Origin of the sequence: Kutzneria chonburiensis, assembly GCF_028622115.1 — a bacterium.
Taxonomy (GTDB): domain Bacteria; phylum Actinomycetota; class Actinomycetes; order Mycobacteriales; family Pseudonocardiaceae; genus Kutzneria; species Kutzneria chonburiensis.
This window is the reverse complement of sequence record NZ_CP097263.1, coordinates 496,552-514,058: the sequence shown is the minus strand read 5'-3', so window position 1 is coordinate 514,058 and position 17,507 is coordinate 496,552. Positions and strand designations below refer to the sequence as shown.

The window sequence follows — 17,507 nt, the reverse complement described above, 5'->3', positions numbered from 1 at the left end:
CTCAGTCAATACGACGTTCACTCAACGTCGTGGCCCGCACCATAGCGCGCGGCCGTCCGAGCCCGTTGCCACCCCGTCAGCTTCTGGCCGAAACCCGAGGTCAGAGCGACGCCGACGATCACGAGGCCGGCCGAGGCGATCGCGATGCCGGACATTTTCTCGTGCAGCACCAGCGCCGACGACGACATTCCGAACACGGGCACGAGCAGAGAGTAAGGAGCAACGGTCGTTGCGCCGTAACGACGAATGAGCATGCCCCACAGGCCGTAGGCGACGAGGGTGGACAGCCACGCGACGAAGCCGAGGGAGAACAGCGCCGGGAAGGTCACGCGGGTCAGCGCCTGAAGGTCCGGCCCGACGCCCTCGACCAGCAACGACAACGCGAACATGGGCAATGGCGGGACGACGCTTACCCAGACCATGAACTTGAAGGCGTCCGGCGGCGCGGCCTTACGGGTGGCGACATTGCCCAACGCCCAGCTGGCCGCGGCCGCAAGGACCAATACGAACGCCAGCAGTGGGCTGGCCTGCCCGTAGTCCAACGCCACCAACCCCATGCCGGCCAGAGCGATGACCATGCCGACGATCTGCCAACGCCCCGGCCGCTCCCCCAGCAGCAGCGCGGCGAAGGCCATGGTGAACACCGCCTGCGACTGCATCACGAGCGAGGACAGTCCGGCCGGCATGCCGAGATGGATGCCGAGGAACAGCAAGCCGAACTGGAAAGCGCCGATGGACAGGCCGACCGCCAACACCCAACGCCACGGCACCTGCGGCCGGCCGATGAAGAACACCGCCGGCACGGCGGCGACGGTGAAGCGCAGCGCGGTGAACAGGAACGGCGGAAAGTGCTCAAGGCCGATGTCGATGACGACGAAGTTGATGCCCCAGATGAGGGCGACGACGACCGCCGCGAGCAGGTGACGAGGGTGCATGTCGTCAGCTTCGGCGGCCGATCAGTTAAGCACCAGCAAATAGTTCTTCACGGTTCGCGGTAGCATCGCTACATGATTGACCTGGGTCGGCTGCGGGCGCTGCACGCGATTGCCGTCTACGGCTCGGTGAACGGGGCCGCGGAGGCGCTGGGCTACACGCCATCGGCGATCTCGCAGCAGCTGAACAAGCTGGAGCGGGAGACGCAAACCACACTCCTGGAGCGCCGCGGCCGCGGTGTTGTGCTGACCGACGCGGCCCAGGCGCTGGCCGACACCGCCGCCGAGGTGCTCAAGCTCGTCGAGCAGGCGGAGATCCAGCTCGAGGAGCAGCGCGGCCAACCGGTCGGCAACGTGGCGCTGGGCGCGTTCGCGACGGGCTGCCGCGGCTTGCTGCCGTCGGTGGTCTCCGAGCTGATGGTCGAGCACCCGGCGCTGGACGTGACCGTGGTGGAGATCGATCCGCCGGGTGCCGTCACGGCGGTGCAGCGCGGCGAACTCGACGTGGCCGTGGTGCACGACTGGCAGATCGCCCCGCTGGCCATGCCGGACGACCTGGCCCGTGAGGTGATCGGCGAGGACGTGGCCGATCTGCTGGTGCCGGCCGATCACCGGCTGGCCGGACGAAAAGCCGTCAGGGCCGAGGATCTCGTCGGCGAGCGGTGGCTGTGCCAGCCGCCGGGATCGATCTGCCACGACTGGCTGGTCGCCACGGTCCGCTCGACCGGCCACGAGCCGGTGGTGTCCTACGTGGTCCCGGAATACCAGAGCCAGCTGGAGTTCCTGCGCGCCGGCATCGGGATCGCGCTGATGCCGAGACTGGGCCGCGCTGCACTGCCGGACAACGTGGTCGCGGTGACGCTGGAGCCGGTGCCCACGCGACGGCTGTTCACGGTGTGGCGGGAGCGGACAAGTCGTCGCCCGGCGATCAAGGCCACGGCCGACGCGCTCAGGCGTGTGACAACCCGCGCCCTGTCCGCGACAAGCCGGGACCGGTGACGCGTCCGGTCCACAGGTCACCGGTACTGTCCCTGTTCAGTTGGCGAAGGGAGTGAGCCCGTGCCCGGACGGCAGATCACGCTCGCGGAGGTGGCCCGGCACGCCGGGGTCTCGCTGGCCACGGCGTCACGGGTGATCAACGGCAGCGATCGGCAGGTCAGCGACCCGTTGCGGGACCGGGTGATGGCCAGCGCGGACTCGCTCGGCTACCTGCCCAACGCCTCGGCGCAGGCCTTGGCGCGCAACAGCAGCTCGCTGGTCGGCCTGGTGGTGCACGACATCGCCGATCCCTATTTCTCCAGCATCGCCGCCGGTGTCACCCGGGTGGCCGAGGACGCCGGCCTGGTTGTGGTGCTGGGCACGACCGCGCGCAGCGCCGACCGGGAGCGGGAGCTGTTGGCCACGCTGCGCGGACACCGGGCCAAGGCCGTGGTGATGATCGGCAGCCGCACCACGAAGCGGTCCATCACGGCCAAGCTGGCCGAAGAAGTCGCCGCGTTCACCGAGCAGGGCGGCCGGGTGGCGTGCGTGTCGCAGGCCAAGCTGGCCGTCGACACGGTGGTGCCGGGCAACCGGGCCGGCGCCAAGGCGCTGGCGGTGGCGCTGGCCGAGCTGGGGCACCGCAAGTTCGTCGTGCTCGGCGGGCCGGAGGAGCTGCTGACCAGTCGGGACCGCGTCGCGGGTTTCCGGACAGGGCTGGCCGAATCCGGCGTCGAGCTGGCCGAGGAGTCCATTCGGTACGGTGAGTTCACGCGCGACGGCGGCTACGACACCGTGACCGAGCTGCTGGCCGAAGGCACCGACGCGACCTGTGTTTTCGCCGTCAACGACGTGATGGCACTGGGTGCGATGGCGGCCATGCGGGCGGCCGGGGTGCGGGTGCCGGAGGACATCTCGGTGGCCGGTTTCGACGACATCCCGACGCTGCGGGACGTCTCCCCCACGCTGACCACGGTCCGGCTGCCGCTGGAGGAGATGGGCGCGCGGGCGGCGCACATGGCGCTGGGTGACCACGACGGCAGCCCGCGCACGGTGCGCATCGCGGCCGAGGTCGTGCTGCGGGAAAGCACCCGGAAGCTTTGATCCTGTTGAGGACGGCCACCCAGTCGGTGGCCATCGCCGAGAACCGGATCGTCGCGATCGGACCGGATGCCGAAGAGCTGGGCATCACGGATGTCGTTGACCTGGGAAGCGGTTTCCTGTCGCCGAGCTTCGGCGACGGGCACGCGCATCCCGTGCTGGGCGGCCTGGAACGGCAGGGGCCGCCGATCACCGACGAGTCCACTGTGGACGGCATCGTGGCGGCGGTCGGCCACTGGGCCGAGCAGAATCCGGGCGACGGCTGGATTCTGAGCGCGAGCTACGACCCGACGCTGGCCGCCGACGGCGCGTTCGACGCCCGCTGGCTGGACGCGGTCGTGCCGGACCGGCCGGTGGCGCTGCGGTCCCGGGACTATCACGCGGTGTGGTGCAACACCGCCGCCCTGCGCAAGGCCGGGATCAGCGAAGACACGCCGGATCCGCGGCTGGGGCGGATTCTGCGGCGTGACGACGGCAGTCCACTGGGGACACTGCTGGAGTGGCACGCCTGCGATCTCGTGCTGGACCTGATTCCACCGGAGCAGGATCTCGTTGCGGCGCTGGAGGAAGCCGGCCGAACCTACACCGCCGCGGGCGTCACGTGGGTGCAGGATGCCTGGGTCGAACCGGCCATGGTGGACGCGTATCTCCTTGCCGTGGAACAGGAACGACTGCTGTTCCGGGCGGATCTGGCCCAGCGGGCCGATCCCGACCACTGGCGCGATCAGGTCCACGCTTTCGCCGTCCAACGGGAACGGGTCAAGCGCTTCGGTCGGGACCTGCTCACCGCCCGCACGGTCAAGTTCTTCGCCGACGGTGTGATCGAGACCGGCACGGCGTCCATGTTGGAGCCGTACGTGGATGTGCCGCATTCGCACGGGATGCCGGTGTGGTCGCCGCCGGAGCTGGCCGCCGCGATCACGGCGTTCGACGCCGAGCGGTTCCAGGTTCACGTGCACGCCATCGGCGACGCGGCCGTGCGGGCGGCCCTGGACGCCGTCGAACGGGCACGCAACGCCAATCCACCGTGGGATCGCCGGCCGGTGATCGCCCACGTGCAGGTGGTGGATCCGGCGGACCTGCCCCGATTCGCCGAGCTGGGCGTGATCGCGACCGTGCAGCCGCAGTGGGCGCAGACCGATCCGCTGATGACGGAGCTCACCATCCCCCGGCTCGGCCCGGTCCGCGCCGGCCGGCAGTACCCGTTCGCCACGCTGGCCCGGCTGGGCACGCGACTGGCCTTCGGCAGCGACTGGCCGGTCAGCCCGGCCGATCCGCTGGCGGGCCTGCGCATCGCGATCACCCGGGAATGGCTGCCCGGCGAGCGGTTGGACGTGGCGCAGGCGTTCGCCGCGCAGACCACGGGCGTGGCGTGGCAGGCGCAGGCCGAGCGCGAGTGGGGCGAGCTCGCGGTGGGCCGCCGTGCTGACCTGGTGTGCCTGAACGGTGACCCGGCGCACACACCACCGCACGAAATCTTCGTGACGGACACGTGGCTGTCCGGCCGTCGCACATACGCAGCCCTTACACTGGCAGTTGACGTGCCACGTTCACCATCTGAGGAGTGACTGTCTCCGTGCCTGACGCGCGGTCACCTGGCCACAGTAGTGAGCCGGGGGAAAGCCCCGGCTGCGATACGAACCCGGTCACGGACGTGAGTCCGCGATGACCGGCTACCTTTTCGACGTCCTCTGTCTGCTCGCCGTGCTGCTGCTGACCGCGGCCAACGCGGTGTTCGTGACGGCGGAGTTCTCCCTGACCACATTGGAACGCAGCCAGGTCGACACGGCGGTCGCCCAGGTCGGCGACGCGCGCTCGCGCACTGTGCAGAAGGCGCACCGCACGCTGTCGTTCCAGCTGTCCGGTGCCCAGCTGGGCATCACGCTGGCGACTCTGGTCACCGGTGCCCTGGCCGAGCCGGCGCTGGCCGACCTGATCGAGGTGCCGCTGACGGCCGTCGGCATGCCGTCCGGCGGTGCCGAGGCCGTGGGCGCGGCGTTGGCGCTGTTGCTGGCGTCGGCGCTGTCGGTGGTGCTGGGCGAGCTCGTGCCGAAGAACCTGGCGATCGCCCGGCCGATGCAGACCGCGCGCGCGGTGGCCGGCTTCCAGTACGCCTTCTCCCGCGCCTGCAAGGCCCCGATCACCGTGCTCAACGGCTCGGCCAACTGGATCGTGCGCCGGTTCGGCGTGGAGCCGGCCGAGGAGCTGCGGTCGGCGCGGTCGCCGCAGGAGCTGGGTTCGCTGGTCCGCTCCAGCGCCGCGCACGGCACCCTCGACCAGGGCACCGCGACGCTGCTGGACCGGTCGCTGCGCTTCGGCGACCGCACGGCCGACGAGCTCATGACGCCACGGGTGCAGGTCGAGGCGCTGCGCTGCGACGACACCGTGGTCGACCTGACCGCCGCCGCGCTGCGCACCGGCTTCTCGCGCTTCCTCGTGCACGAGGGCGACCTCGACGACGTGCGCGGGGTCGTGCACGTGAAGCAGGTCTTCGGTGTGCCCGCGGCCGAACGCGGGACCACGCCGATGGCCTCGCTCATGCGGCCGGTGCCGACGGTGCCGGAGAGCCTGGAGGCCGACGCGCTGCTGGAACGGCTGGGCTCCGGGCTCCAGATCGCCATCGTGGTCGACGAGTACGGCGGCACCGCCGGCATCGTGACCATGGAGGACCTGGTCGAGGAGATCATCGGCGACGTCCGCGACGAGCACGACCGGCGCGAGAAGGCGCCGGTTCGGCCGCTGGGCCGGGACAGCTGGATGGTGTCCGGGCTGCTGCGGGAGGACGAGGTGGCCGAGGCCACCGGTTTCCGCATGCCCGACGGCGACTACGAGACCCTGGCCGGCCTGGTCCTGACCCGGCTCGGCGAGATCCCGGACGTCGGCGACGAGCTGCGGGTGGACGGCTGGCGGATCACCGTGATGGCCATGGACCGGCACCGCATCGCCGAGTTGCGGGTGGCCAAGGTCAGCGAGGTCCCCGCCCCGGCCCCGAGCGAGGTGACGGCGTGAACGACGTGCTCGCCTTGTTCCTGACCGTGGTGTTGTTGCTGGGCAACGGCTTCTTCGTCGGCGCCGAGTTCGCGATCATCACCGCCCGCCGGGACCGGCTGGAGGAGCTGGCCCGGCAGGGGCAGCAACGCGCCCGCACGGTGATCCGGGCCGGTCAGCAGCTGCCGCTGCTGATCGCCGGCGCGCAGCTCGGTGTCACGGTGTGCTCGCTGGCCCTCGGTGCGCTGGCCGAGCCGACCGTGGCGAGCCTGCTGGAGGAGCCGCTGGCCCCGCTGGGCGTGCCGGCGACCGTGGTGCACGGCATCTCGTTCGTGGTCGCGTTGGCCGTGGTGTCGTTCTGCCACACGGTGATCGGCGAGATGGTGCCGAAGAACCTGACCATCGCCGGCCCGGAGCGGGCGGCGCTGTGGCTGGTGCCGGTGCACTTCGCGTTCTGCCGGCTGACCCGGCCGCTGCTCAACGCGTTCACCGCGATCTCGCAGGCGCTGCTGCGGCTGATCAAGGTGGAGCCCAAGGACGAGCTGGAAGGCGCCTACACGCCGGACGAGCTGGCCTCGCTGCTGGGCGAGTCCCGGCAGGAAGGCCTGCTCGACGAGCCGGAGCACCGGCGGCTGGCCAAGACGCTGTCCTCGGCGGCGCGGACCGTCAAGGACGTGCTGGTGCCGCTGGACGGGCTGACCACCGTGCCGGCCGAGCCGACCGTTGGCGACGTGGAGGCGGCGGTGGCCGCGACCGGCTTCTCCCGGTTCCCGCTGCTCGGGGCCGATCGCCGGCTGGTCGGGTACCTGCACGTGAAGGACGTGCTGGACCTGGCCGACCAGCCGCCGGGCACGCCGGTGCCGCGCAACCGGGTCCGTGGCCTGCCGGAGCTGCCGGCCGACGCCCGCCTGGACGACGCCCTGGCCGCGCTGCGGCGGGCCCAGAGCCACCTGGCCCGGGCCGTGGACGCGGACGGGCAGCAGCTGGGCGTGGTGGCACTGGAAGACCTGGTCGAGGAGTACGTAGGCACCGTCCGGGATGGCACTCACGTAAGCGGACGGTGACCCAGGGTGTCCGGTCGGGGGGCCAGTCCCCCGATCGGGCACCGCCGCCTTCTCGCGTAGGGCAGAATCTGCGCTTTCATGACGCAGATGTCACAGCCCGTCGGTCACCTTTCACCTAGTTGACCTGGGGGCCTCGGAGAGGGACGTGATGGCTCGACACCGCGCACTGGTGACGCGGGTCCGGCGGCGGATGGCCAAGTGGCCGGTCGCGATCACCGGCCTGGTGGTGCTGATCCTGCTGGGCTGGCTGGCCTGGACCTGGCTGGGCGGCGTCCTGGAGCGGCGGGCCGCCGCCGAGGCCAACGGCTGCACCGGCGGTGACGTGGTGCTGCGGGTGGCCGTCACGCCGAGCATCGCGCAGCCGGTGCGGGACGCGGCCCAGCGCTGGACCGACACGCACCCGGTCATCGACGACGAGTGCGTACGGCTCCAGGTGCAGTCGGTCGACTCGCAGACCGTGCTGACCGGGCTGACCACCAAGTGGGACAGCGGCAAGCTCGGCGAGCAGCCGGCGGCGTGGCTGCCCGACTCCATGCTGTGGGCCAACCGGCTGACCGCGCAGAACAACGGCATCGTCGGCACCGCCCCGCAGTCCATCGCCACCAGCCCGGTGGTGCTGGCCACCCAGCAGGCCGGCGCGGACGCGCTGGCCAGCGGCAACCTCGTGCAGTGGACCGACCTGCCCGGCCTGACCTCGGCGCCGAGCGGCTGGTCGGGCTACGGCAAGCCGCAGTGGGGCAAGTTCCGGCTGGCCATGCCCGATCCGGCGACCAACCCGGCGACCGCGCTGGCCGTCCAGTCGGCGCTGGCCGGCGCAACCGCCAACGGCGCCGGCCCGGTCACCACCGATCTGCTGGGTCAGCAGGGGGCCAAGGACACCATCAGCAAGCTGGCCAACTCGCGGGCCTCCGGCGCGCCGGCCGACACGCTGGACGCGCTGGACGGCCTGGCCAAGGCGGCCGACATCGGCACCGCCAGCTACAGCGCGGTGCCGGTGACCGAGGTCGACCTGTACCGGCGCAACCTGGGCAAGGACGGCGCGCCCAAGCCGGCGACCCCGCTGTACGAGGTGGCCATGGGCGGCGCCACCCCGGCCGCCGACTTCCCGTTCGTCACGCTCTCGGGCAGCTGGGTCGGCTCGACGCAGAACAAGGCGGCGCAGCAGTTCCGCGACTTCGTACGGCAGCCGGCGCAGCAGAAGCTGTTCGCCACGGCCGGTTTGCGGGTGGCGGCCACGCCGGACCACCCGACCGACGCCGTCGGCATGCGCTGGCCGGCCACGTCGCAGACGCTGGTGCCGGCCGACGCCACGACCACCCAGGACATCTCGGCCAGCTGGACCGCGGCCGCGCTGGGCAACGAGGTGCTGTCGGTGCTCGTCGACACCTCGCCGGCGATGGGCGCCGACGGCGTGCGGGCGGTGCGCAACGCGCTGACCGGCGAGGTCAACCGGACGGTGTCCGGCTCGATGGGGCTGTGGGCGTACGCGGCCGGTCTTGACGGCGACAAGCCGTACAAGCAGCTGGTGCCGGTGGTGCGCATCGATTCCGGCACCGACCAGCTGCACGCCGGCATCGACAAGCTCGCCCCCGGCAACGGCAGCCAGCTCTACGGCAGCATTCTCGCGGTGTACCAGTCGGTGCTGGCCAACTACCAGGACGGCAAGCACAACCGGGTGGTCGTCGTGGTCGCCGGCCGCAACGACGGCGGGACGACGTTCGACCAGCTGCGCACCCAGCTCGGCCAGCTCAAGGACGGCAAGCGGCCGGTGTCGGTCAACATCATCGCGGTCGGCGGCAACGTGGACCACGACCAGCTCAGCGCCATCGCCCAGGACACCGGCGGCAGCCTCGCCTCGGTGCAGAACGGCAACGGGGTGGACGCCGCGCTGGCCCAGCTGCTCTCCACCAGCAGTTGAGTTCCGCCAATGCGGCCCCGGGTGGGCCGCATTGGCCTTAAGCTGAGGTTGCCGCTACCAATCCCCCTGGTGGCAGGCGACAGCTGGAGCCCTTGCCTACCCCCGGACAGGGGCTCCAGCCCTTTCTCGGCCCAGCTTTTTCTCGGCCCGGCATTTCTCAGCCCTGCAGGAACTCGTCGCGCGCCACGATGCCGATGTCGGCCGTGTCGGTGAAGAAGCCGTCGATGCCGGCCCGCAGGTACGTCTCGATCTCGCCGAACAGGTTGCCGTAGGCCGTCGGGTCGGCGCTGGAGCGGAAGTCGGCCGGCAGGAACACGTTCTCCGGCCGGAACGTGTACGGGTGCACCTTGAGGCGGGCCGCGTGGGCGTCCTTGACCAGCGAGGTCGGCTTGCCCAGGTGGTCGGTGGCGTCGCGCGGGATGACCTGGTTCTTGTCCGGGCCGATGCCCTGTGCGTAGGTCGCAACCTCACGCAGGCCGGCGGCCGAGGTGATGTCGGCCCAGGTGCGCTTGTCGCCGCTGACCGTGAAGTCGTACGGCTGGCCGGTGGCCTCGGTCAGCTGGATCAGCGGCACCCGCAGCTGGCGGTGCAATGCCTTGAGGTTGCCCACTTCGAAGGACTGCACGTACACCTTGGCGCCTCGCCGGTTGAGGCCGTTGCGGTTGAGCGTGTCCACCAGCTTCTGGTCGGTGCCGAGGCCCAGGTTCTTGAAGAAGGTGGGGTGCTTGGTCTCCGGGTAGATGCCGATGTCCCGGTGCAGCTCCCGGTCCAGCCGCTGGACCAGGTCGATGATCTCCTGGAAGGTCGGGATCTGGTAGCGGCCGTCGTAGACCGTGTTGCGCTGGCGGACCTGCGGCAGGCGCTCGACCGCACGGAGCGTCTTCAGCTCGGCCAGCGTGAAGTCGGTGGTGAACCAGCCGGTGACCGCGACGCCGTCGAGCATCTTGGTCGTCTTGCGGTCGGCGAACTCCGGGTGCTTGGAAACGTCGGTGGTGCCGCCGATCTCCGGCTCGTGCCGGGCGACCAGCACCCCGTCCTTTGTGGACACCAGGTCGGGCTCGACGTAGTCGGCGCCCATCCGGGCGGCCAGCTCGTAGGAGGCCAGCGTGTGCTCGGGCCGGTAGCCCGACGCGCCGCGGTGGCCGATCACCGTCGGGCCGGAGGCGTGGTCCGGGGACTGCGGCACCGCGTTGGCCGCGGGAATGGCCGTGATCGCGACGGCGGCGACGGCCAGCACAATCCCGGCGATCCGGGTTCTGCTCATGGTGAAGGCTCCCTCGGTGCGGAATCCGCGCCAACCTACCCACAAGCGCCCGTCAACGACAGGTAAAGCCCCACCGGTCGGGCCCCGCGTGCAGCGTATCCACGCCGACCAACCCCCACCACCTCTCGCGCCACATGCGCTTCCCACTTGCGCCCTGGTGCCACATGGGAAGCGCATGTGGCAACTGGCGGGCTGCGCCGGCTGCCTCTTCGGCCGTCCGAACGGACATGGGCCGGGCCGGCGGTCGCGGTGAGAATTGACCTCTCCTACAGGGGGAGGCGACATGACTGTGCCCGAGGGCGCTCATCGGTCCGAAGACGGCAACTGGTGGTGGGACGGCACCCACTGGCAGCCGGTGCACGCGACGCACGCGTCGTCCGACGCGCTGGACGGCGGCCTGCCGGGCGGCGTGACGACCGCGCCGCCGGTGGCCACCGCGCCGGACTGGTCGCACGCGGGGCTGCACACCGTGAAGTTCTGGATCAACGCCTTCATCTCGCCGGAGCGGGTCGACTCGCCGCCCGGCGCCGGGCTGTTGTTCAACTACCAGTACTTCGCCGGCGACAACCGGGGCTACAGCTCGGACATCCACGCCTCGTCGCGGATCCACTCCGAGGTCGAGATCGTCGGCCTGAACACCGGCCGGCCGCACATCTCGTTCCAGTGGAACATGTGCGGCGAGTCGCACGCGCTGGACGCGCACGGCACCGTGGTCGACAGCAAGACCGCCGAGTGCCACGGCGGCTTCGCCGAGCCGCACATCCAGGACCAGACCGTGCACATCTGGTACGAGGGCTCGGCGTCGATGCCGCTGCTGTCCGGGTCGCCCGCCGCCGACATGAACGGCTGGTTCAGCGTCGACCCGTTCACCGGCGCGGTCAGCTTCAGCGGCCTGGTCGACGCGTTCCCGTGGTACGAGGCGTATGCGTCGGGCAACAACGGCTCCCCGGTCACGCTGTTCACCCTCGACCTGCCGCCCGGCAACACCGCCCTCGACCTGTTCGGCGACGCCAACCGCCCGGCCAACGGGCACGCCACCGTCCCCGTGCACTGATCCCCGCGCTCACCAGCGGCCCGACCTCTGCGAGGTCGGGCCGCTTTGTCATGACCGCCGTCACACCCGTAGATATGGACACACTGTCTCCTAAATGCTTATATGTACACACCGTCCACAAATGAGGAGCAGGAACCATGAGCGAGCAGCAGGTCGTGGTCGTCACCGGCGCGTCGAGCGGCTTCGGCTGGATGAGCGCGCACCGGCTGGCCGACGCCGGTCACACCGTGTACGCCGGCATGCGGGCCACCGCCGGGCGCAACGCCGGCAAGGTCGTACAGATCCAGCAGTACGCCGCCGAGAACGGCGTCAAGCTGCGGGCGGTCGAGATGGACGTGGCCGACCAGGCGTCCGTCGACGCCGCGGTGGCCCGGATCGTCGGCGAGGAGGGCCGGATCGACGTCCTGTTCCACAACGTCGGCCACATGGTGCTCGGCCCGGCCGAGGCCTTCACCCCCGAGCAGCTGGGCGAGCTCTACGAGTCCAATGTGCTCGGTTCGCAGCGGGTCAACCGCGCCGTGCTGCCGCACATGCGGGCCGCCCGCCGCGGCCTGGTCGTGTGGAACAGCAGCAGCAGCTCGGCCCGGGCCGGCACGCCGCCCTACCTCGCCCCGTACTTCGCGGCCAAGGCGGCCATGGACTCGCTGGCCCTGAGCTACGCCGTCGAGCTGGCCCGGTTCGGCATCGAGACCTCGATCATCGTGCCCGGCGCCTTCACCGGCGGCACCAACCACTTCACCAACTCGGGCCGGCCGGCCGACACCGCCGTGGCCGAGCAGTACGAGGAGTTCTACGCCGGGCTGAGCGCCCAGATCACCGAGAAGCTGACCGAGCTCGAGCCGGCCGACGCCGACCCGACCGAGGTCGCCCGGGCCGTGGTCCGCGTGGTCGACACGCCGTTCGGCCGGCGCCCGCTGCGCACCCACATCGACCCGTCGCAGGACGGCGCCGAGGTCGTCAACGCCGTGGCCGACCGCCTGCGTTCGGCCTTCTACGAGCGGATCGGCCTGGCCGACCTGTTGCGCCCGCACACCGTGTAATCCCGGCCACATCCGGCCGATGACAACGTTGTCAGGCGGAACGTTTGCAACCCCACCGGCGGATAACACGTCTACAGGGAAAATTCAGAATCTTCTTAACGTAGATTTGGGGCCGACCGTCGACGACGACGTCGGCCCCACCGCCGCCGCCAGAGGAACCGCCGATGAGTACCGCCGCCGCCACGCGCCGCCGCACCGTGCTTGCCACGGGTGCGCTCCTGGTCGCGCTGACCGCTACCGCGTGCGCGTCCGGTGCAGTCGAGGGTTCCTCGATCAAGCCGTCGCCCCAGGCCGCCGTGTCCGCCGCCACCGGCTCCACCTGCGCCAAGCCCGACGTGCCGGCCGGGTTGAGCACCCAGCACGTGATGTCCGGCGGGATGCGGCGCACCGTCGTCGTCTACTACCCGCACGGGCACAAGCCGGGCGGCAAGCCGATCCCGATGGTGCTCGACCTGCACGGCAGCGGCAGCACCCCGCTGCAGCAGCTGGCCGGTTCGGAAATCGCCGCCACCGCCGACAAACACGGCTTCGTGGTCGTCGCGCCCCAGGCCGGCATTCCGTTCATCGCCGGCAAGTCCCACGGTTTCGCCTGGAACGTGCCCGGCGTGCCGCTGATGAACGGCGTGCCCGTCCCGCACGGCGCGCCCAACGACGTGCAGTTCATCCGGGACACCATCGCCGCCATGAACAAGGCGCTGTGCGTGGACCCCAAGCGGGTGTACATCACCGGCTTCTCCGGCGGCGCCCGGATGACCTCGCAGCTGGGTTGCGAGCTGGCCGGCGAGATCGCCGCCATCGCCCCGATGTCCGGGCTGCGCATGCCCGGCAACTGCAAGCTGGGCCGGCCGCAGTCGGTGTTGTCCTTCCACGGCACCTCCGACGGCACCAACCCGTACAACGGCAGCAAGCAGCTCTACTGGTCCTACAGCGTGCCCGTCGCCGCGCAGCGTTGGGCCGCCGCCGACCACTGCGGCAAGGGCGTGCAGAAGCAGGTCGTGCCCGGGGTTGTCAGCACCACGTTCAGCAACTGCGGCGACGGCCGCCAGGTCGTGCTGTACACCGTGACCGGGCAGCGGCACTCGTGGCCCGGCACCCCCGAGTCCATGGCCAAGGGCTTCGCCCTGCCGAAGATCGACCCCAACGAGATCATGTGGTCCTTCTTCGACTCCCACCCCCTCGACACCGCCGTGGCCTGATCGTTCGGAACGGACCATTCCTCTACTCGGAGTTTTGGAACGGTCCGTTCACAACGTCAAGGTGTTGACACGGTGACGGCTGGGCGTTATGACGGTGCGCCGTCCTGGTCCAGTTTGGGCCACGGGATGGCGGTGAAGTCCGGCTGGCGCTTCTCCACGAACGCGTCGACGCCTTCGGCGTAGTCGCGGCTGGCGTAGGAGGCGCGGTACCAGCGGTGCGCCCATTCGTCGTCGGCCGCGGTGCCGGCGGCGGCCCGGGCGATCAGCTGCTTGGCCCCGGCCAACGTGATCGGGGCGCGGGTGGCCAGGGTTTCCGCCAGGGCGTAGGCCTTGGCCGCGGCCCGGTCCACCGGGTGCACCTCGTGCACGAGGCCGATGCGCAGAGCCACGTCGGCGTCGAGCAGCTCACCGGTGAACAGGATGTACCGGGCCCAGGCCGCGCCGACCGTCTCCACCACGCGGGCGGTGGACATCTGGTGGTAGACCACGCCGAGTTTCGACGGCGTTATGCCGAACTTGGCCGTGTTGTCGGCAATTCGCAGGTCGCAGGCCAATGCCAGCTCGCAGCCGCCGCCCACGCACCAGCCCTGAATCAGCGCCATGGACGGCTTTGACATCGTTGCCAATGCCCGCTCCGCCTCGTGCACCACCTCCGAGTACGCCGCCGCGGCCTCTTCGCCTCGGCGCACCGTCTGGAACTCCGTGATGTCCGCCCCCGCCGAGAACGGTCCGTCGCCCGCGCCGCGGATCACCAGCACCCGCACCGACTCGTCGTCCTCGACCGTGCGCACCACGTCCGGGATCGCCTGCCACATGCGCAGCGCGAACGCGTTCCGCTTGGCCCGGCGGTCGATCGTCAGCGTCGCCACCGGTCCGTCGACGGTGAGCGAGAGTTCCTCGGACAGGCTCATGGTCGTTCAAATTACCCGGGTCAACCGTGAAAGCGGCCCGACGAACGCAGGTGGCTGCGTCACATCCGGCCCTGCCAACCTGGCCGGACGTCCACGCCAGAGGAGTGACGAGATGCTTCGACGTTTGACCCTCGGCCTTGCCGCCACCCTGCTCCCGTTGGCCGGCATCGCTGTCGCCGCGCCCGCGGACGCGGCGCCGGCCGTGGTTACCCTGCACTACAGCGCGAGCGGGATCACGCACTACTCGGCCCAGGTCGTCCAGGCCGTGAAGAACTGGGACACCCGGCTGAAGAACGTGCAGCTGGTGGCCGGCGGCACCGCCACCATCCGCCTGCACGAGATCAACGGCGGTGGTTCGTACACCAACACCGACGGGCACGGCCACGGCGACATCTACATCGACCGCCAGCAGGTCGCCCAGGGCTTCGACCCGACCCGGATCATCACCCACGAGTTCGGCCACAACCTCGGCCTGCCCGACGACTACACCGGTCCGTGCAGCGAGGTCATGTCCGGACACGGCCCCGGCACCGCCTGCAAGAACGCCATCCCCTCGGCGGCCGAGGTCAGCCAGGTCGACGCCAACTTCGCCAACGGCTTCGCCCCGGCACTGGCCACGCACACCGTGCACTGAGCTTCTGTTGTCCGCAAGCGCACCCGGCTCCGCCGGGTGCGCTTGTTCGTCTGCCGGTCCGTACCCTGTCCTTGCTTCCCCTTTCAGACCACGCCATCGACGTGGACCGACTGAAGCTGCTCCATTCGGGTTGGCTGCCCGGCAGAGGCATCCGGACCGCACCCGCCCCGCTTGTACTCTCGTAGCCCGTACCGTCCCCGGCATCAGGCGGTGAGGAGCATGGGACCAGTTCGTCTGGCCCGAACCCTGATCGCTCTCCTGCTGCTCGACCAACGTGAAGAGCTGCCTGGCATGCCGACAGCGCATGCCAGGCGGGACGGTTTCGCGCGGGTCTGCTTCACCTGTACTGAAGTCGTGCAGGTGTATGCCCAGCGGCCTGTGCGGGCACCCAACTGCGCGAACAATCACCGTACGTCCATACGCGCTATCAAGAAATGTACCGGTTGCGGCGAGCGGCTCATTTTCGGGACGGCGCGGTCGACGAGTACTGCATTGAAGTGCGAAGCAAGCTGGGGACGGCGCACGCACCATCCAGCTCCGGTTTTCCGGGCGACTGCGGCCAAGCCGACACCCACAGACTTTCGGCGGGCCTAGGAGGCAGCGATGTGGTTCGCTTCCCTGCTCACCTCCGGCTCGGCGACGTTCGGCCGACTGCTGATGACGGTGCTGATCCCCAATGCCCTCCCGGTCTTCTTCCTCTGGACCCTGCTTCGAGCACACAGTTTCACCGGCAACAGCGACTGGTCCGCGGTGCTGCCCAGCACGACCGCCTCAGACGCGTTCGCGATCCTGCTCGCCCTCGTTGCGATCGCCGTGCTGGCCGCGATCCTGCAACCGTTCCAGGTCCGCGTCGTGCGCCTGCTGGAGGGCTACTGGTCCGGATGGGCACCGACCGCCCGACTGGCCCCGGTGTTCATCGAATTCCAACGTCGTCGGCTGCATCGGCTGCTGGAACGTGAGAGTGAACTGAATGAAGAGCTCGAACCCGGGCCGCCGGTGCGCGGTCTGGCCGAGCAGGCGGCGGCGCTGCGCGACAGCGTCCGCCGCCGATCCGAACTCGACCGCGTCAAACAGCGGATACTTCGCTATCCGGAGGCGCCGGTGGAGGGCATCCACGATCAAGATTCTGGCCTGGATCCGGATGACTGGGATCGACCGAACGCGACACCACTGCTGCCGACGGCATTGGGCAATGCCCTGCGTACCGGCGAAATCTCAGCCGGCGAGCGGTACCGGCTCAACACGATCGCTTCCTGGCCGAGGCTGTACCCACAGCTCTCGCCGAAATTCGCGGAGGTGTGCGACGCCGCTCGGGACGCTGTCGACACCGCCGCCAACCTGACCGTCAGCTTCTTCCTGGTCGCGGTGCTCGGCGTCGCAGGCCTCTACCGCGAGCCGGTCAATTACTGGATTCCCGCACTCGCACTGATCCTGATGTGCTTGTGCTACACGGGTTCCATCGCCGCCGCAACCCGATTCAACACGTGTCTGCACGTCGCTTACGACCTACACCGATTCGACATGCTCAAGGCACTTCATTACAAACTCCCGAGGACACGGAAGGAGGAGAGCACCACGTTCGAAGCATTGTCCGACTTCCTGTTGGCACCAAGGGAAACCGACCGGGAGGCACACGGACTTGCCGACGCCAACGGGGACACTCCCCGCTACCACCACGACTAGTCCCCGCGCGCCACACTGATCACACCGGCAAAGCCGAGCGCGAATATCTCCAGTTCTACCGTCCTGTCGGCCTCGGAGGGATTCGTTCCGGGATCCCGGATCTGAGTGAGCAGCGCGCCGTCCCGCTTCATCGTCAGCACCCAGTGCTTGGGTACGTCCAGCCGCACGTGTCCGAACAGCACCGTCGGATGCACCACGATCGGGCCACCGTCGGCGCGGCCCGGGCAACCACGAAGATCGACCCGAACCTCGCCGAGGACGGCACGGGGACGCAAGGTCCGGGTGACCGGCCCCACGGCCTCCACGCGGCCGGTGACCAGGATCCGGGTCCAGGATCGGCCGGCAGCTGAGCCGACGGAGACGAGCAGTGTGAGGCCGCCCAGGATGGCAACCAGCGGAACGGCGAAGTTGATGACCATGCCGGCCTCGATCCCCTGACGCACGGCCAGGAAGACCACGGCGACCAGCACCAGGAGACCGGGAGCAAGCAGGGATTCCACGCGGAGGAACGACCTCGCCAGGTTGACCACGGCCAACACGATCAACGCCCATGGCCACCACTGCGCAAGCATCACCCAGACGGTGTCGAGGCGATGCAGGGTGTCGCCGAAGAAGAACCCGCCGCTGAGCAGGAGGAGACCACCGAGCCAGACCCGGGCGCGACGCTCGCGAGGCGGCTGCGGGTGGACGACCGCACGCTGCTGCGGCGAGGGATCCGAGCTCACCCAGGAAGGGTAGGCGATG

Annotated in this window: 15 protein-coding genes; 11 read left to right on the top strand and 4 right to left on the bottom strand. The window is 69.9% G+C overall.

Features of this window, described 5'->3' with window-relative positions; translation table 11 throughout:
• Positions 1-17: 17 nt before the first annotated feature.
• A complete protein-coding gene (locus tag M3Q35_RS02520) occupies positions 18-935 on the bottom strand; it encodes an EamA family transporter (RefSeq protein WP_273939943.1) in 918 nt (305 codons plus the stop codon).
• A gap of 72 nt (positions 936-1,007) precedes the next feature.
• Here M3Q35_RS02520 and M3Q35_RS02515 point away from each other — a divergent pair, with 72 nt between their 5' ends.
• The 6 genes from M3Q35_RS02515 to M3Q35_RS02490 all read left to right on the top strand — a co-directional run bounded on the left by M3Q35_RS02515 (position 1,008) and on the right by M3Q35_RS02490 (position 8,981).
• The gene (locus M3Q35_RS02515; protein ID WP_273939942.1) at positions 1,008-1,931 is read left to right on the top strand and encodes a LysR family transcriptional regulator; all 924 of its coding nucleotides are present in this window, start codon (positions 1,008-1,010) and stop codon (positions 1,929-1,931) included.
• A 60-nt stretch (positions 1,932-1,991) separates the two neighbouring features.
• Positions 1,992-3,014 carry a LacI family DNA-binding transcriptional regulator gene (locus tag M3Q35_RS02510; protein ID WP_273939941.1) on the top strand — a complete coding sequence of 341 codons (1,023 nt, stop codon included), beginning with the start codon at positions 1,992-1,994 and terminating at the stop codon, positions 3,012-3,014.
• Between the two features lie 5 nt (positions 3,015-3,019).
• Positions 3,020-4,579 (top strand): amidohydrolase, encoded by a 1,560-nt coding sequence (locus M3Q35_RS02505; protein ID WP_273939940.1) that lies wholly within the window; start codon positions 3,020-3,022, stop codon positions 4,577-4,579.
• A gap of 97 nt (positions 4,580-4,676) precedes the next feature.
• Complete coding sequence (locus M3Q35_RS02500) at positions 4,677-6,020, top strand: hemolysin family protein (RefSeq protein ID WP_273939939.1); 1,344 nt, start codon at positions 4,677-4,679, stop codon at positions 6,018-6,020.
• Positions 6,017-7,063, top strand: coding sequence for a hemolysin family protein (locus M3Q35_RS02495; RefSeq protein WP_273939938.1), 1,047 nt, complete (start codon positions 6,017-6,019; stop codon positions 7,061-7,063). Before M3Q35_RS02500 ends, M3Q35_RS02495 begins: the two co-directional genes overlap by 4 nt.
• Before the next feature lie 148 nt (positions 7,064-7,211).
• Positions 7,212-8,981, top strand: coding sequence for a substrate-binding domain-containing protein (locus M3Q35_RS02490; protein ID WP_273939937.1), 1,770 nt, complete (start codon positions 7,212-7,214; stop codon positions 8,979-8,981).
• Positions 8,982-9,138: 157 nt separating this feature from the next.
• Here the strand turns inward: M3Q35_RS02490 and M3Q35_RS02485 are convergent, their stop codons facing one another.
• A complete protein-coding gene (locus M3Q35_RS02485; RefSeq protein ID WP_273939936.1) occupies positions 9,139-10,245 on the bottom strand; it encodes a glycerophosphodiester phosphodiesterase in 1,107 nt (368 codons plus the stop codon).
• A gap of 283 nt (positions 10,246-10,528) precedes the next feature.
• Here M3Q35_RS02485 and M3Q35_RS02480 point away from each other — a divergent pair, with 283 nt between their 5' ends.
• From M3Q35_RS02480 to M3Q35_RS02470, 3 genes are all read left to right on the top strand, one after another.
• Positions 10,529-11,299 (top strand): hypothetical protein, encoded by a 771-nt coding sequence (locus M3Q35_RS02480; protein ID WP_273939935.1) that lies wholly within the window; start codon positions 10,529-10,531, stop codon positions 11,297-11,299.
• A 137-nt stretch (positions 11,300-11,436) separates the two neighbouring features.
• Entirely contained in the window at positions 11,437-12,339 is a 903-nt protein-coding gene (locus M3Q35_RS02475) for an SDR family oxidoreductase (RefSeq protein ID WP_273939934.1), read from the top strand.
• 164 nt (positions 12,340-12,503) lie between these two features.
• Positions 12,504-13,535: a CE1 family esterase gene (locus M3Q35_RS02470; RefSeq protein WP_273939932.1), complete on the top strand. Its 1,032-nt coding sequence runs from the start codon at positions 12,504-12,506 to the stop codon at positions 13,533-13,535.
• Positions 13,536-13,621: 86 nt separating this feature from the next.
• On the opposite strand, the gene M3Q35_RS02465 is transcribed toward M3Q35_RS02470, so the two are convergent.
• Positions 13,622-14,446 (bottom strand): enoyl-CoA hydratase/isomerase family protein, encoded by an 825-nt coding sequence (locus tag M3Q35_RS02465; RefSeq protein ID WP_273939931.1) that lies wholly within the window; start codon positions 14,444-14,446, stop codon positions 13,622-13,624.
• 112 nt (positions 14,447-14,558) lie between these two features.
• Here M3Q35_RS02465 and M3Q35_RS02460 point away from each other — a divergent pair, with 112 nt between their 5' ends.
• Positions 14,559-15,080 (top strand): snapalysin family zinc-dependent metalloprotease, encoded by a 522-nt coding sequence (locus M3Q35_RS02460; protein WP_273939930.1) that lies wholly within the window; start codon positions 14,559-14,561, stop codon positions 15,078-15,080.
• Between the two features lie 603 nt (positions 15,081-15,683).
• Positions 15,684-16,763 (top strand): hypothetical protein, encoded by a 1,080-nt coding sequence (locus M3Q35_RS02455; RefSeq protein WP_273939928.1) that lies wholly within the window; start codon positions 15,684-15,686, stop codon positions 16,761-16,763.
• On the opposite strand, the gene M3Q35_RS02450 is transcribed toward M3Q35_RS02455, so the two are convergent.
• Positions 16,760-17,488 carry a hypothetical protein gene (locus tag M3Q35_RS02450; protein WP_273939927.1) on the bottom strand — a complete coding sequence of 243 codons (729 nt, stop codon included), beginning with the start codon at positions 17,486-17,488 and terminating at the stop codon, positions 16,760-16,762. The two genes, M3Q35_RS02455 and M3Q35_RS02450, sit on opposite strands and share 4 nt — an antisense overlap.
• Positions 17,489-17,507 lie beyond the last annotated feature (19 nt).

Bases quoted from the DNA above. Each gene is read 5' to 3' on its own strand.
- M3Q35_RS02490 (WP_273939937.1), top strand. From the start codon at position 7,212: ATGGCTCGACACCGCGCACTGGTGACGCGGGTCCGGCGGCGGATGGCC.
- M3Q35_RS02455 (WP_273939928.1), top strand. From the start codon at position 15,684: ATGTGGTTCGCTTCCCTGCTCACCTCCGGCTCGGCGACGTTCGGCCGA.
- M3Q35_RS02515 (WP_273939942.1), top strand. From the start codon at position 1,008: ATGATTGACCTGGGTCGGCTGCGGGCGCTGCACGCGATTGCCGTCTAC.
- M3Q35_RS02470 (WP_273939932.1), top strand. From the start codon at position 12,504: ATGAGTACCGCCGCCGCCACGCGCCGCCGCACCGTGCTTGCCACGGGT.
- M3Q35_RS02475 (WP_273939934.1), top strand. From the start codon at position 11,437: ATGAGCGAGCAGCAGGTCGTGGTCGTCACCGGCGCGTCGAGCGGCTTC.
- M3Q35_RS02480 (WP_273939935.1), top strand. From the start codon at position 10,529: ATGACTGTGCCCGAGGGCGCTCATCGGTCCGAAGACGGCAACTGGTGG.
- M3Q35_RS02465 (WP_273939931.1), bottom strand. From the start codon at position 14,446: ATGAGCCTGTCCGAGGAACTCTCGCTCACCGTCGACGGACCGGTGGCG.
- M3Q35_RS02520 (WP_273939943.1), bottom strand. From the start codon at position 935: ATGCACCCTCGTCACCTGCTCGCGGCGGTCGTCGTCGCCCTCATCTGG.
- M3Q35_RS02460 (WP_273939930.1), top strand. From the start codon at position 14,559: ATGCTTCGACGTTTGACCCTCGGCCTTGCCGCCACCCTGCTCCCGTTG.
- M3Q35_RS02500 (WP_273939939.1), top strand. From the start codon at position 4,677: ATGACCGGCTACCTTTTCGACGTCCTCTGTCTGCTCGCCGTGCTGCTG.
- M3Q35_RS02485 (WP_273939936.1), bottom strand. From the start codon at position 10,245: ATGAGCAGAACCCGGATCGCCGGGATTGTGCTGGCCGTCGCCGCCGTC.